The organism is Clostridium sp. OS1-26, assembly GCF_030915445.1.
In the GTDB taxonomy this organism is placed as follows: domain Bacteria; phylum Bacillota; class Clostridia; order Clostridiales; family Clostridiaceae; genus Clostridium_AM.
Genome location: NZ_CP133264.1, coordinates 1,240,247 through 1,254,848 on the forward strand (window position 1 = coordinate 1,240,247; position 14,602 = coordinate 1,254,848).

General features: G+C 31.7%; 14 protein-coding genes and 1 pseudogene. 1 reads left to right on the top strand and 14 read right to left on the bottom strand.

Annotated elements, in window-relative coordinates; genetic code table 11:
- Positions 1-22 precede the first annotated feature (22 nt).
- From sigH to RCG18_RS06200, 9 genes and pseudogenes are all read right to left on the bottom strand, one after another.
- Positions 23-664 (bottom strand): RNA polymerase sporulation sigma factor SigH, encoded by a 642-nt coding sequence (gene sigH, locus RCG18_RS06160; protein WP_308040496.1) that lies wholly within the window; start codon positions 662-664, stop codon positions 23-25.
- A 73-nt stretch (positions 665-737) separates the two neighbouring features.
- Positions 738-1,252, bottom strand: a pseudogene (locus RCG18_RS06165) (NYN domain-containing protein).
- Positions 1,249-2,001, bottom strand: a complete 753-nt coding sequence (rlmB, locus tag RCG18_RS06170) for a 23S rRNA (guanosine(2251)-2'-O)-methyltransferase RlmB (RefSeq protein ID WP_308041969.1) — start codon at positions 1,999-2,001, stop codon at positions 1,249-1,251. Before rlmB ends, RCG18_RS06165 begins: the two are co-directional and overlap by 4 nt.
- Positions 2,002-2,127: 126 nt before the next feature.
- Positions 2,128-2,868 carry an FAD-dependent thymidylate synthase gene (gene thyX, locus RCG18_RS06175; protein WP_308040497.1) on the bottom strand — a complete coding sequence of 247 codons (741 nt, stop codon included), beginning with the start codon at positions 2,866-2,868 and terminating at the stop codon, positions 2,128-2,130.
- Complete coding sequence (locus RCG18_RS06180; RefSeq protein ID WP_308040498.1) at positions 2,858-3,295, bottom strand: ribonuclease III domain-containing protein; 438 nt, start codon at positions 3,293-3,295, stop codon at positions 2,858-2,860. Before RCG18_RS06180 ends, thyX begins: the two co-directional genes overlap by 11 nt.
- A gap of 70 nt (positions 3,296-3,365) precedes the next feature.
- Positions 3,366-4,763 carry a cysteine--tRNA ligase gene (gene cysS / locus RCG18_RS06185; protein ID WP_308040499.1) on the bottom strand — a complete coding sequence of 466 codons (1,398 nt, stop codon included), beginning with the start codon at positions 4,761-4,763 and terminating at the stop codon, positions 3,366-3,368.
- A gap of 246 nt (positions 4,764-5,009) precedes the next feature.
- The gene (gene ispD, locus RCG18_RS06190) at positions 5,010-5,708 is read right to left on the bottom strand and encodes a 2-C-methyl-D-erythritol 4-phosphate cytidylyltransferase (protein ID WP_308040500.1); all 699 of its coding nucleotides are present in this window, start codon (positions 5,706-5,708) and stop codon (positions 5,010-5,012) included.
- Between the two features lies 1 nt (position 5,709).
- Positions 5,710-6,813: a PIN/TRAM domain-containing protein gene (locus tag RCG18_RS06195; RefSeq protein ID WP_308040501.1), complete on the bottom strand. Its 1,104-nt coding sequence runs from the start codon at positions 6,811-6,813 to the stop codon at positions 5,710-5,712.
- A 111-nt stretch (positions 6,814-6,924) separates the two neighbouring features.
- On the bottom strand, positions 6,925-7,401 hold the full coding sequence (locus tag RCG18_RS06200; protein ID WP_308040502.1) for a CarD family transcriptional regulator: 477 nt from the start codon (positions 7,399-7,401) through the stop codon (positions 6,925-6,927).
- A 148-nt stretch (positions 7,402-7,549) separates the two neighbouring features.
- On the opposite strand from RCG18_RS06200, the gene RCG18_RS06205 reads away from it, so the two are divergent.
- Positions 7,550-7,954 (top strand): DUF1573 domain-containing protein, encoded by a 405-nt coding sequence (locus tag RCG18_RS06205; RefSeq protein WP_308040503.1) that lies wholly within the window; start codon positions 7,550-7,552, stop codon positions 7,952-7,954.
- 27 nt (positions 7,955-7,981) lie between these two features.
- On the opposite strand, the gene disA is transcribed toward RCG18_RS06205, so the two are convergent.
- From disA to RCG18_RS06230, 5 genes are all read right to left on the bottom strand, one after another.
- Positions 7,982-9,055: a DNA integrity scanning diadenylate cyclase DisA gene (gene disA, locus RCG18_RS06210; RefSeq protein WP_308041970.1), complete on the bottom strand. Its 1,074-nt coding sequence runs from the start codon at positions 9,053-9,055 to the stop codon at positions 7,982-7,984.
- Between the two features lie 15 nt (positions 9,056-9,070).
- Positions 9,071-10,426, bottom strand: a complete 1,356-nt coding sequence (gene radA, locus RCG18_RS06215) for a DNA repair protein RadA (protein ID WP_308040504.1) — start codon at positions 10,424-10,426, stop codon at positions 9,071-9,073.
- A gap of 139 nt (positions 10,427-10,565) precedes the next feature.
- Positions 10,566-13,001 (bottom strand): ATP-dependent Clp protease ATP-binding subunit, encoded by a 2,436-nt coding sequence (locus tag RCG18_RS06220; protein WP_308040505.1) that lies wholly within the window; start codon positions 12,999-13,001, stop codon positions 10,566-10,568.
- Between the two features lie 22 nt (positions 13,002-13,023).
- Entirely contained in the window at positions 13,024-14,058 is a 1,035-nt protein-coding gene (locus RCG18_RS06225) for a protein arginine kinase (RefSeq protein WP_308040506.1), read from the bottom strand.
- Positions 14,059-14,073: 15 nt separating this feature from the next.
- Positions 14,074-14,592, bottom strand: a complete 519-nt coding sequence (locus tag RCG18_RS06230; RefSeq protein ID WP_308040507.1) for a UvrB/UvrC motif-containing protein — start codon at positions 14,590-14,592, stop codon at positions 14,074-14,076.
- Positions 14,593-14,602 lie beyond the last annotated feature (10 nt).

Genomic DNA, 14,602 nt, shown 5'->3' on the forward strand with positions numbered 1-14,602 from the left:
TTTTTTGTCAATATGTATTTTTTTATTTATCGCTTAAACACTTTTCCAATTTCCTTTTTACTCTTTGTAATGCATTATCTATGGACTTTGCATGTCTATCTAAATCACAAGCAATTTCTTGGTATGATTTACCATCCAAATAAGACATTAATACTTCCATTTCTAAGGTTGATAATACTTCTCCTATTTCATTTTGAATATGATTTAGTTCTTCTCTGCTAATAATCAACTCTTCTGGGTCAGATATTTTTGCTTCTGATAAAACATCAAGTAAAGTTCTATCAGACTCCTCATCATATATAGGTTTATTTAGAGAAACATATGTATTAAGCGGAATATGCTTCTGACGCGTAGCTGTTTTTATAGCAGTAATTATTTGCCTTGTAACACATAATTCTGCAAAAGCTTTAAATGAAGATAGTTTATCAGGTTTAAAGTCTCTAATCGCCTTATATAGCCCTATCATTCCCTCTTGATATATGTCTTCTTTATCTGCACCTATCAAAAAATAAGATTTAGCCTTGGCTTTCACAAAATTCTCGTATTTATTTATTAAATACTCTTGTGCCCAAGTATCCCCACTTTTGGCCTCTATAACGACTTCCTCATCTAATTTTTCTTGAAAGGAGGAAATTTTTTTATTAATATAACCCCTCTTCTCCAAAGGTATCCCCTCCATAAAAAATATAACATACATATTGATTATACATTATAATTAAATTTTCAGTCAATATATTTTAATTACTTCTGCGAATTTTTTCAAGCTCTTCCAATATGTCCTTATTTATCATATCTTCCAATGAATATCTTTTTTTGAATAATTTTTCTCTATCTTATTTTTTATCTTTCTTTCAATACCTTTTATTTCATGATAAAACTCAATGGAGGACATCCTTGTAGCACCTCTTTGAAAAACAAGCTGCTGTTCTAATGAATCGGAAGTAACAACACTAACTTCAAATTTTCTTCCTACTTGATTTATCATTCTTTCTATAAAACTATCAGCTGTCTCTCCTTCCTTGGTAAACACTACAATGACATTCCCATTTCCGAATTTTTCTTTTTTTTCCACGCTCCCACTTACCATATGTGCATCAAAGACAATAAAGATTTTGTAACCTTTATATGCTGCGTAATTACTTAATGTTTCTATGAGTTCGCTTCTAGCCGACTCTAGACTGTAATCTTTTATAACTTTCAGTTCAGGCCAACTGTTTATAACATTATATCCATCTACAAAGATATTTTTCACTTTTTATCACGTTTTATTTTTTGTTTTAAAATTTCATACATTAATATTCCACCTGCAACCGAAGCATTCAGTGATGATATATTACCTACCATAGGTATTTTTACAAGTGCGTCACACTTTTCTTTTGTAAGTTTAGAAATACCCCTACCTTCACTTCCTATTACCAAAGCTACGGCTCCATCAAAATTAACCTCAAAGCAGTTATTGCCATTCATATCTGCTCCATATATCCATATGCCTTTTTCTTTTAGCATATCGATGGCATTATTTAAATTTGTTACTTTAGCAATTTTTGTGTACTCTACAGCTCCAGCTGAAGACTTAAAAACAACAGGAGTTACTCCTACATTTCTCCTTTTTGGTATAATAATTCCATGCGCACCACATACTTCGGCAGTCCTTATTATAGACCCAAAATTATGTGGGTCTTCTATCTCATCAAGAATTATAATGAATGGCTGTTCATTTTTTTCCTTAGCATATTCTAATATATCTTCCACATCACAATATTTATAAGGAGTAACCTGCGCAATTACCCCCTGATGTGAACCTGTCTGCGAAATTTGATCTAGCTTTTTTCTATCTACATATTTTACAACTACACTTTTTTCTTTAGCAAGAGCTAAAACTACATTTATGGATCCTGAAACATCTCCATTAGCAACAAATATTTGTTCTATAGTTCTATTTGATCTCAATGCTTCAATAACGGCATTTCTTCCTTCAACAATATCCTCTCTTACTTTAATTTCCTCACTTGAAAAAGTAGGATTTACATTTGCTTGTTTAAAGCTTCTATCATTTTTTGCTCTTTTATCTTTAAATACTTTCTTTGTATCTTTCACACTATTACCTCTTTCATTAATAAATACTTGCTATTTAATACTGTAGCTTTTTCTAACCTCTTCTATCTTTCCACAGGTCATTCTACCCTCTGGACATGCAGAGTTCAAACAAGATGGTCCACTATACTTAAAGAGTATAGGCGCTATATCTTTTACTTGTTTTAGCATTTCATCTGCAAGTGCTTTTATCTCCCATTGTGCCCTATTACAACATCTATGCTTAAAAAAGTTCATTAAAGTTCTAGCATTCATTGTTACCATTATTTTAGTTTCACATGCATTGGGGAAAACATATCTTGCATCTTCAATTGCTCTTTTTTCTGCTGCAATCGGATCCATTCCATTTTTTATATGTTTATCTTTTAAAATTTCAGTTAACTGACTATAGGACTCTTGACTTCTTTCCATAGAATCAATAAATATTTTTCTTACTTCATTATCTTTTTCTATTTCTGGAGGAATTATATACTGAAATTGTTCTAGTCTTACATATCTTTGACTTTGCTGAGAATATGATGCCAATCTGTGTCTTACAAGTTGGTGAGTTAAACTCCTTGAAACTCCTTCTATAGCAAAAGTAAAGGATACATGTTCTACAGGTGATTCATGTCCATATGACATTAACATATTCAAAAATTTTAATGCTTTATCCTCATCTAAATTCTTTTCTATTTCGTCCACACCAACTGCACTATAGCATAGTTTAGCTGATGCTGCTATAACTTTTTCAGGATTAGGTGTATGTTCTATTAACCTAACTTTAAGAGCCATTTATATTCCCCCCATTAACACTTAATTCTATTATCATTTCTAACAAATAATTTAACCTATCTACCTGTTCAGTAATATATAAATAACCTATCAGGGTTTCAAATCCAGTTGCAAATTTATACTCTTGAACATCAGCATTTTTAGGAATAGTTCCTGATTTAGAATTCCTACCCCTTTTAAAGAAGTGTATTTCCTCTTCAGTTAGTTCTTCCTCTAGTTTTTTAATAAATTCACTTTGTGCATGAGCTTTTACAAATCCAATTGCCTTCACATGAAGTTTATGTACGGACATATCTCTATTTTTATCTACTAAATAAGTTCTTACAAAAACCTCATATATAGCATCTCCGATAAAAGCCAGTACTAATGGATTCATCTGTCTTACATCACCTTTAGTGAATCTTCCTTTTAATAAGCTAAAATCCATCCAAACTCTCCATTCTAAAGATTATTAAACGACCAAATATTTTCGGCATTCTATTTTATTTCAAAGCACATTAAGCTTTTTTCCATCTTACGCCTTGCGGTGTATCTTCTAGCACAATTCCTCTTGCTTTTAAATCATCTCTAATTTTATCTGAAAGCGCCCAATCCTTATTCTTCCTAGCCTGTTGTCTTTCTTCTATCAATTTTTCTATTTCTTCTTCTAAACTTCCTTTAGTTGATTTTTGAAGTATTCCTAATGGGCTACCTAATTCTCTTATTAAATTTAATGAATAATTAACTAATTCTTTGGATGAGTTAACTCCCAAATTTGTATTGATATCTCTAACTAAATCAAAAATTATAGATATTGCATCTGCAGTATTGAAATCATCATCCATTTTCTCTATATACTTTTCTTTATATGAATCTAAATCTTTAATATAATGCTTTTCATTATCTGATAATTGCTCTATTTTAACTTCATCTAATAGACTTTCTAAGATTGAAACAGCATTATATAGTCTATCTAGTGCTGATTTTGTTGATTCTAGCAGTTCTACACTAAAATTTATCTGAGTTCTGTAGTGTCCAGATAACATAAATAATCTTATTACATCCGATTCATATTTCTCTAGTATTTCTCTTGCTGTAAAAAAGTTATTTAATGACTTTGACATTTTTTGATTATTTACATTAACAAAAGCTGAGTGCATCCAGTACTTAGCAAAAGGCTTACCAGTTCTAGCCTCACTTTGTGCTATTTCATTTTCGTGATGTGGGAACGCTAAATCTGATCCTCCAGCATGAATGTCTATAGTTTCTCCCAATAGTTTGTGGGCCATACAAGAGCATTCAATATGCCATCCTGGTCTTCCCATTCCCCATGGACTTTCCCATGCCGGTTCTCCTGGTTTCTGACTTTTCCAGATAGCGAAGTCCATAGGATCTTTTTTTCTTTCATCTATGTCAATCCTTGCTCCTGCTTGAAGTTCTTCTAAATTTTGACCTGATAGCTTTCCATAATCATTAAATCTTTTAGTGTTAAAGTATACATCACCATTTGTTTCATAAGCATATCCTTTATCTATTAAGTCTTTTACAAAGCTAATTATTTCTCCTATATACTCAGTGGCTCTTGGATTCACTGTAGCTCTTTCTATATTTAGGTTATCTGCATCTTTATAATATTCTTTTATAAATCTATCTCCTAATTCCTTTACAGTAATATTTTCCTCATTAGCTCTTTTTATCATCTTATCATCTATATCTGTAAAGTTTTGTATAAACTTAACCTTATAGCCTCTATATTCAAAGTACCTTCTTACCGTATCGAAGACAACAAATGTTCTTGCGTTTCCAATATGAAAAAAGTTGTATACAGTAGGCCCGCATACATACATCTTTACTTCTCCCTCTGTTAAAGGTATAAATTCCTCTTTTCTTCTTGTCATAGTATTAAAAACTTTCATATTAATTTCTACCCCCTGATTGGATATTATATAGTTATATATTTAGACCTTTGCCTTAAGTACTAAAATTGTATATGTAAAAATAAATTACATTATTCAACTAACCTAATCACTTAAACATTTTAACATATTATAATAACTTATTTAACCCTTATTATTATTTTTATTTATTAATTATTGCCTAAAATAATATAAGCATGCACAAGCATGCTTATATTAAAAAATATTATAAATTTTTATTCTATTTTAACCCTCTTTTTTAATTCTCTTTACTATACCTTCTGCAACATATAAATCTTCAGGCGTCGTGATTTTTATGTTGTCGTAGCTTCCTTCATAAAGATAAACAATATTACCATAATAGCTGGTAACAGCAGTATCATCGGTTACGCTTATGCTATCTTCACTTAATTTTCTGTGACATTCTAAAATCATATTATACTTAAAACACTGCGGCGTTTGAACTGAAAAAAGACTATTTCTATCAAGTGTACCAGTGGAAATCCCTTGATCGTCTCTAACTTTAATTGTATCCTTCGGTATTACTCCACATGCACATGCACCATATTGTTTAGCGTACTTTATTCCTTCTTCAATAATCTTATCAGTGACAAAAGGCCTTGCACCATCATGTATGAGAGCTATTTCACAATCTTTTATAGCTCTTAATCCATTATAAACAGAATCTTGTCTTTCTTTTCCTCCAGCAACTATTTTAGATACTTTATCAATCTTGTACTTTTCCACAATTTCTATTTTACAATATTCCATCTCATCTTCAGCACATACTATAACAATTTCGTCAATTAACTTATTATCTGAGAAAGTATTTAAAGAATAATATATTACTGGCTTATCTTTTATATTCAGGAACTGCTTATTAACATCAGTTCCCATTCTTTTACCTCTCCCTGCAGCCACTATGATTACACAATTTTTACCCATATTAAGCTTCCTCTTTCTGTTTTGCAAAAATCATTCTTCCTGCCGCTGTCTGTAAAACTGATGTAACAACTACATCCTTGGTTTCACCTATATACTTTCTTCCGCCTTCTACTACTATCATGGTACCATCATCTAGGTAGGCAACACCTTGGCCTGATTCTTTTCCATCTTTAATTATCTGTATCCTCATTTCTTCTCCTGGTAGAACCACAGGTTTTACAGCATTCGCTAACTCATTTATATTTAAAACCGGAACTCCTTGAAACTCTGCAACTTTATTCAAGTTATAATCGTTGGTTACAACTTTTCCATTCAAAACTTGAGCAAGCTTTAATAATTTACTATCTACCTCTGCTATATCAGGGAAGTCCTTTTCGTATATTTGAACATCTATATTTAGTTCCTTTTGTATTTTATTTAATATATCAAGACCTCTTCTTCCTCTGTTTCGCTTTAACCCATCAGAGGAATCAGCTATATGTCTTAGCTCTTCCAACACAAAGGTCGGTATAACTAAAGATCCTTCAACAAATCCTGTCTGGCATATATCAAATATTCTTCCATCTATTATCACAGATGTATCTAAAACCTTAGGGTATCCCTTGTAGTCACCTTTAGACTTCTTGTCTTTTCCTGGAGCGGCCTTTTTTATACCAATACTTGAGATTAGACTTATTAACTCTTCTCTTCTTCTTATAGCTATATTTGCACCTAAAGCGGCCATGATAACAGCCACAACAACGGCTAATACTGCCCCTATAATAGGTATACGGGCTAAAAGATTTACAAATAATGCAGCTACTGCAAGACCAATTATAGCTCCCATAGTGCCAAATAATATTTCAGTTGCCGGCAGTTTTTGTATACTTTTTTCAATATAGTCCATGATTTTAATTATGAGTCCATTAATCCAAGGCGATATTAAAAATAATATGATTCCAAAAAGTACTGTTGACAGAATTAAAAATAGCACTGTTTTTATAGGACTATTACTAAAGTACCCTGAGTTTGAGAAATAATTAGTGCGGATTACTTCATCCCCTATTAAGTAACCTAGTAATAACCCTATTATTGTAAAAAGTCCCCTTAATAATTTTTTTAGCATTTACTCACCTCCTTTAAAATTATTAACATTTTTTTCATTTTTAAATCCTATTAATATCTAATATATATTAATAAATTATTTTTTTCAATAAAAGTTAAATCTTTTAATAAATTATTTACCTAAAGTTCTTATTTGAGTTAATGCTTCCTCCATAGTTATATCTAAAACTAACACTATTTCGCTTGCCACCATATTTTCTGCATTACAAAGTATTTTCTTCTCACCTGGTGGCAGCATTCCCTGATTTTTTAGATAATATAAATCTCTTATAACCTCACACATCTTAAATAAATCACCGCTCTTAATTTTATCATTGTTTAATCTATATCTTTTACTCCATTTTTTTTCAATATCTATTGGTTTATTACTAATTATATCCATAGCCATATCCAATTCTTCTTTTTTTATAATACTCCTAATTCTATACCCTGCGATCTTATCTTCAGGAATAAATAAATCTATATCATTAAGCAAAAAAGATATGCTTATATATTTCTTATTTATATCGTAATTTTTTTTATCTTCTAAATCCTTCATAATACCTGCCCCATAATTCGGAACAAATACTTTTTGTCCACAATTTAACATTATAATCCCCCTATCCATAAAAGTGTTCTTGATTTATTATATAGGAGTAATGTAAAATTCGTACTATGCTTTATTGACAAAATTATCTGAAAAAAATTATAATTAATCTATGAACCTTTACTTAAATCTTTATAAGGAGTTGAACCTCATGAAAGATGTAATTTTTGATGATTTCCAGAACGCAGTAAATGATTCTCTAATAAGACACAAAAGTATTTTAGATATACTAACTAAATTTCAAGAATCTAATGGAAGAACAAACAGAGCTGTTGCAAAATCAATCACAAGTTGTGGTTGTATAAATGTTACTGCGAAAAAACAACAAATGCCTGAAGATAATGATGATATTAATATAGAATCCTTGAAAGACTGTCTACAAACCCACACTGATGGTAAATTATGTGATAATTGCAGAGATGTAATTGAGCGCGAAATTGGAAATAATCTATTTTACTTAACATCCCTTTGTAATATTCTCGATTTAAACTTATATGATATTCTTATAAAGGAATATGATAAAATAAATACCCTAGGAAAGTATACATTTAGATAAAAAATTAGCACAAAATAATGTTTGACATTATTTTGTGCTAAAATTATTATCTATCATAATTTGCTCTCTAAGCCTTCTAAGTCCATTTTTTATAGCTCTAGCTCTTGCTTCTCCGATTCCCTCAACCTTATCTAACTGTTCATAGGACGCTTCCATTACACCCTTAAGTTCCTTGAAATTTTTCACTAGATTTTCTATTACGTTAGTTGGTATTCTAGGTATTTTATTTAGCATTCTATATCCTCTAGGTGATATAAGTGTATCTACTAATGGTGCACCTACATATCCTAACGCTTTTGATATATATTCTAGGTTTAGTATCTCTTCCGAGGTCATTGCCTGTATTTGCTTATATACTTCATTAAAATCTATGTTATTTTGACAATAGTCTCTAATTAACAGTATTCCATCTTGTTCTACACTTTTTATAAGCTCATTCAATTGCATTGAAATAAGTCTTCCTTCGTTTCCTAACTCACATATATATCTCTCAATTTCTAGTACAATCCTCATAACCATCTCAGTCCTCTGAATTCCAGTTATCACATCAAATAAAGTTACTAGATCTTGAAACTCAAGTATATTTAGGTTGCTAACAACTCTATCTAAAACTGCTACATATTTTTCTAAAGTTTGAATAGCCTGATTAGCTCTACCCAGAATTATACTGCTATCTCTTAATACATATTTAATACTCCCTTTATACACAGTAATTATATGCCTTCTTTGAGATATGGCAACAACTATAGCACCTGTTTGCTTAGCTACCCTGTCTGCGGTTCTATGTCTAGTCCCAGTCTCAAAAGTAGGAATACTTGAGTCCGGAATAAGCTGAGCATTTGCATATACAATTTTTTTCAGATCACTACTAAGAATTAACGCTCCGTCCATTTTTGCAAGCTCATATACATATGAAGGACTATATTCAGAGTTTATTGTAAATCCTCCATCAACAATTTTTAATATATGCTCGCTGTCGCCCAATACTAGAAGTCCACCTGTCTTAGCCCTAAGTATATTTTCAAGCCCATCTCTAAGTTGTGTGCCTGGAGCTAACAGTTTAAGTATACTCATTAGTTCTTTATCTTTTTCTAATCTCAACATAATCACCCTATATTAAAATACTTTATTTACCGCTTCTCTAAGAGATGATACAGAAATACTATTAATATTCCTATTTCTTATCTTCTCCAAGTTTCTCATCGGTATTATTACATTCTTAAATCCCATTTTATGTGCTTCATTTACAAGTCTATCACAAAAGGATACTGGTCTTACTTCGCCTGTTAACCCAATTTCTCCAACCACTAATAGTTTTTCTAGACTTATTTCTTTAGATTTTACACTTGATATAAGCGCCAATGCAAGCCCTAAATCTCCAAATGTTCCTTCAATATTAAGTCCACCAACAACATTTATATAAACATCTGAATTATAAAATGGTATTTTAAGTTTTTTCTCCAAAACTGCTAGTATAAGATTTAGCCTAGAAGCATCTACCCCTACTGCAGTTCTTCTAGGCATAACTGCCTTTGTTTCACTGACCAAGGCTTGTATTTCAACTAAAATTGGTCTCGTTCCCTCCATAACACCTATAACTACTGAACCTTCTTTTTGAAACTCAGTTTCTTCAAGAAATACTTCTGATGGATTAGATATTTCTTCAAGCCCACTTTCCCTCATCTCGAAAACTCCAATTTCACTAGTAGTTCCAAAACGATTCTTCAAGGTTCTTAATATTCTAAACTCCTCTGTTCTTTGCCCTTCAAAAGACAAAACTGTATCCACCATATGTTCAAGTACTCTAGGCCCAGCTAATTCACCTTGCTTAGTAACATGCGCCACAATAAAAAATGATATGCCTTTGCTCTTCCCCATATGCATAATATCGTTAGCACTTTCTCGAACTTGAGACACACTTCCTGGAGCAGAACTAACTGATTGCTTAAAAAGAGTTTGTATAGAGTCTATGATTACGAATACAGGCTTTGTGTTTTCTATATGTTCCTGTATTTGATCTAGATTTGTTTCTGAAACCACATAAAGATTTTCCGATATTGTATCGAGTCTATCTCCTCTCATTTTTATTTGTTCCTCGGACTCCTCACCTGACACATATAAAACTTTTCCATACTTTTGTGATATATTATTAGCTGTCTGTAAAAGCAACGTTGATTTTCCTATTCCTGGTGCTCCAGATATCAATGTAAGAGAACCCTTAACTAGTCCTCCTCCTAAAACCCTGTTTAGTTCTGTTATTCCCGTATCAAATCTTTCATATTCACTAGACTTTATACTAGTTATATTTTTAGGAACACTTCCAGACTTTAATGGATTAAATGCAAAATTATTTACTGATTTAATTTCTTCAACTAAACTATTCCATGTGCTACAATTTGGACATTTCCCTAACCACTTAGGGGATTCATACCCACATTCTTGGCAAACAAACGTGGTCTTATTTTTCGCCACTAAAACCATCTCCTTCTATACAAAATATAATTATACAGTATTGAGACCGAATGTTGTCAATAATAAATAAAATTTAAAAAAAATTAAAAAACAATGTGTAACGCCTAACCTTTACACATTGTTTTTACTTAATTAAATATTAACTTTTATTGAATTCTAATTGTCCGTCTTTTACACTAACAACTACCTTATCTCCTTTTTTAACATTACCTTTTAACATTTCTTCCGAAAGCTTATCTTCTACAGTTTTTGTTATAGCTCTTCTAAGAGGTCTTGCACCGTATGTTAGATCAAAACCTTCTTTTGCAAGTAATTCTTCTGATTCTCCTGTAAAATTAATATCAATTTCTTGTTCTTTTAATCTTTCTGATACAGTATCTAACATCAATCTTACAATTTGTTTTAGATCTTCTTCTTGAAGTTGATGGAATACTATGATATCATCTATTCTATTTAAAAATTCAGGTCTGAATGAGCGTCTAAGCTCTTCCATTATATTTTCCTTCATCTTTTCGTATTCATTCTGCTTCACATCTTCATCTCCAAAAGCAAATCCCATTGATTTTTGCTTTTTAATAGTAGATGCACCAACATTAGATGTCATTATTATTATGGTATTTTTAAAATTGACTGTTTTTCCTTTACTATCTGTGAGTCTTCCATCCTCAAGTATCTGTAGAAGAATATTAAATACCTCTGGATGAGCTTTCTCTATCTCATCAAACAACACAACAGAATAAGGATTTCTTCTTACCTTTTCAGTTAATTGACCACCTTCATCAAAACCAACATATCCTGGAGGAGATCCTACCAATCTTGATACTGTGTGCTTTTCCATGTATTCAGACATATCTATTCTTATCATATTATTTTCATCACCAAACATTGCTTCTGCTAACGCCTTTGAGAGCTCTGTTTTTCCTACCCCTGTTGGCCCCAAGAATATAAATGATCCTATTGGTCGCTTTGGATCCTTGAGTCCTACTCTAGCTCTCCTTACAGCTCTTGATATAGACTTTACAGCCTCATCCTGACCAATTACTCTTTTATGAAGAATTTCTTCTAGTTTTAATAATCTTTCCGATTCTCTTTCAGTCAGCTTTTCTAGCGGAACATTAGTCCATTTTGAAACAACTGCCGCTATTTGCGCCTCACTCACAGTAAGGTTTGAAACTTCTTTCTTGGTGTTCCAGTTAGCTTTCAATCCTTCTAACTTATCTTTTATTTCTTTTTCTTTATCTCTTAATCTTGCTGCTTTTTCAAAATCCTGAACCCTTATTGAGTCTTCTTTCTCTTTGGTAGTTTTCTCAAGATCGCTTTCTAGTTTTTTCAAGTCTGGTGGCGCTATTAAATTTTCAATTCTTACTTTAGCTGCTGCTTCATCAATTAAATCTATTGCTTTATCTGGCAAATATCTATCAGTAATATATCTATCTGATAAATTTACTGCCGCATCTATAGCCTCATCTGTAATCTTTACTCTATGGTGTGCTTCATATTTATCTCTTAATCCCTTCAATATAAGCACAGCCTCTTCCTTATTAGGTTCTCCAACCATAATTGGCTGAAATCTTCTTTCTAAAGCGGCATCTTTTTCTATATATTTTCTATATTCATCTATAGTAGTTGCACCTATACATTGTATTTCTCCTCTAGCCAATGCAGGCTTTAATATATTAGAAGCATCTATAGCACCCTCGGCTGCACCAGCACCTATTATAGTGTGAATTTCATCAATAAATAATATAACACTTCCTGACTTTCTTAATTCATCCATGACCTTTTTTAGTCTTTCTTCAAATTCACCTCTATATTTTGATCCTGCGACCATTGAAGATAAATCTAATGTTACAACTCTCTTATTTCTGAGTATTTCAGGAATGTTTCCTGACACTATTCTTTGTGCTAATCCTTCTGCTATTGCAGTTTTACCTACACCAGGGTCTCCTATTAAACATGGATTATTCTTACTTCTTCTACATAAAATTTCTAAAACTCTCTGTGTTTCCTTTTCTCTACCCACTACTGGATCAAGCTTTCCTTCTTTGGCCATTTCAGTTAAATCTCTTCCAAACTGATCTAACGTAGGAGTTGGCTCATTATTTGCTTTACCTAAATCACTAGTACTTGCTGATTGTTCTCCTGAAAGATTGTCAATTAGCCCTTTTCTTAATTTATCAAAGTCAGCACCTAAGTTATTTAGTATTGTAAATGCAACTCCTTCTGCTTCTCTTATAAGCGCTAATAATATATGCTCCGGACTTATATAATTATGGTTTAGGTTCCTAGCCTCAAGTAGACTTAATTCTAATAATCTCTTGGTTCTAGGGGTAAGTGGAATCTCATTTTTATATAAGTCGATATCCCCTTTACCTTCATATTCTTCCACTAAATTTCTTACAGCCTCCACATTAATGCCCATATCGTTTAAAAATTTTTTAGCTACTCCGTCTTCTCTTAATATTCCTAGTAAAATATGCTCTGTTCCAACATACCCATGTTGAAGAGCTTGTGCTTCTTCTTGAGCATAAAAAAGAACTTTTTGTGCTCTTTCAGTAAACCTTCCAAACATCATGTTAAAATAACCTCCCTTAATATCATAATATCATTTTAGCTAATCGTTCTTTAATAAGTTTAGCTCTATTAAGTTCTATTCCTTTATTTGATAATTTTTCTTTATGAATTTGTTGTATAGATGCTGCTTGCGTATCTACAAGAAGATTGTTTAATATAACATTATCAACATCTTTAATTATTCCCATTTCCATGCCTAATCTTACATCTGATAAAAGTTTTATACATTCATTTGAGTTTAATAGTACTGCAGACTTCAACGTACCTAAAGCTCTATAGATTCTGTCCTCTATTTCATATTTATAATTTTTAATTAGATCTTCCCTTAAAAGATTTTCTTCATTAATAATCTGTTTTACAACTGCTTCTAAGTTACTTATAATTTCTTCTTCACTAAGGCCTAATGTAACTTGATTTGATATCTGATATATATTGCCATAAGCCTTGGAACCTTCACCATATAATCCCCTTGCTGTCATGCCAACTTGTGAGACTGCATTTATAACTCCGTTCATCTTGTTATTTAAGGAGAGTGTTGGGAGATGAATCATAACAGATGCTCTAAGTCCTGTTCCAATATTAGTAGGACATGATGTTATATACCCAAGCTTCTCATCAAAAGCATAGCTCAGCTTTTCTTCAAGTAAATTATCAATTTTATTACTTAAATCATATGCTTCTTCCAGATTCAAACTAGATGTTATGCACTGGATTCTTATATGATCTTCCTCATTTATCATGACACTTACAGTCTCATTTTTATCTATTATAAAAGCTGTCTTATCACTATTATTGATTAAGTTTTTGCTTATTAAATGTCTCTCCAAATAAACCTGATTTGCAATTATATCTATATCGTATAAATACTTAGTTACATATTCCTCTCTCATATGAACTGATCTGTAAAAGGCATCCTCAACTATTGGAACTATCGCTCTTCCCTTTTCCGTGCCTAATTTATGTGGAAAAGGCATTTTGTCAATATTCCTAGCAAGTCTTATTCTGCTGCTTAATACGAGGTCATCTCTTTTCCCTTGATAATTTATCCAATTTTCCATACTTGATATAGCCTCCTATTTTTGATTATTCTGTATCTTTCTAATCAAATCTCTTATTTCTGCAGCCTTTTCGTATTCTTCTGCGGTTATGGCCTTTTGGAGGTCTTCCTTTAATTTCAATAATTTCTTCTTTTCAATTATATGCCTACCTAACTTTTTAGGAATCTTTCCGGTGTGTTCAATATTTCCTTGAACTCTCTTTATAATAGGATTTATCATTCCACTGAAACTTTTATAACATTCACTGCATCCAGCCAATCCTCTTTGTTTAAATTCACTATAGGTAGTTCCACAATTTTCACAATAACTATATGGGCTTTTCGCATCCTTACCTACATTGCCTACATGTTCCATTATTCCGCTCAATATATTTTGAAAGGTAAATGATGAAGAGATATCTATAGGGCTATAAAAAGTTAATTCTCCTTTTTCCTTAGCACACTTTTCACATAAATTTAGTTCCTTTTTATCTCCATTCAATATTTTAGTTATGTGAACAGTGGCCTCATTTTGCTTACATAAGTCACATATCATATTATCACCC

Coding starts and splice junctions, on each gene's coding strand:
- thyX (WP_308040497.1), bottom strand. CDS start 2,868: ATGGCTCTTAAAGTTAGGTTAATAGAACATACACCTAATCCTGAAAAA.
- RCG18_RS06180 (WP_308040498.1), bottom strand. CDS start 3,295: ATGGATTTTAGCTTATTAAAAGGAAGATTCACTAAAGGTGATGTAAGA.
- cysS (WP_308040499.1), bottom strand. CDS start 4,763: ATGAAAGTTTTTAATACTATGACAAGAAGAAAAGAGGAATTTATACCT.
- ispD (WP_308040500.1), bottom strand. CDS start 5,708: ATGGGTAAAAATTGTGTAATCATAGTGGCTGCAGGGAGAGGTAAAAGA.
- RCG18_RS06195 (WP_308040501.1), bottom strand. CDS start 6,813: ATGCTAAAAAAATTATTAAGGGGACTTTTTACAATAATAGGGTTATTA.
- RCG18_RS06200 (WP_308040502.1), bottom strand. CDS start 7,401: ATGTTAAATTGTGGACAAAAAGTATTTGTTCCGAATTATGGGGCAGGT.
- RCG18_RS06205 (WP_308040503.1), top strand. CDS start 7,550: ATGAAAGATGTAATTTTTGATGATTTCCAGAACGCAGTAAATGATTCT.
- RCG18_RS06220 (WP_308040505.1), bottom strand. CDS start 13,001: ATGATGTTTGGAAGGTTTACTGAAAGAGCACAAAAAGTTCTTTTTTAT.
- RCG18_RS06225 (WP_308040506.1), bottom strand. CDS start 14,058: ATGGAAAATTGGATAAATTATCAAGGGAAAAGAGATGACCTCGTATTA.
- RCG18_RS06230 (WP_308040507.1), bottom strand. CDS start 14,592: ATGATATGTGACTTATGTAAGCAAAATGAGGCCACTGTTCACATAACT.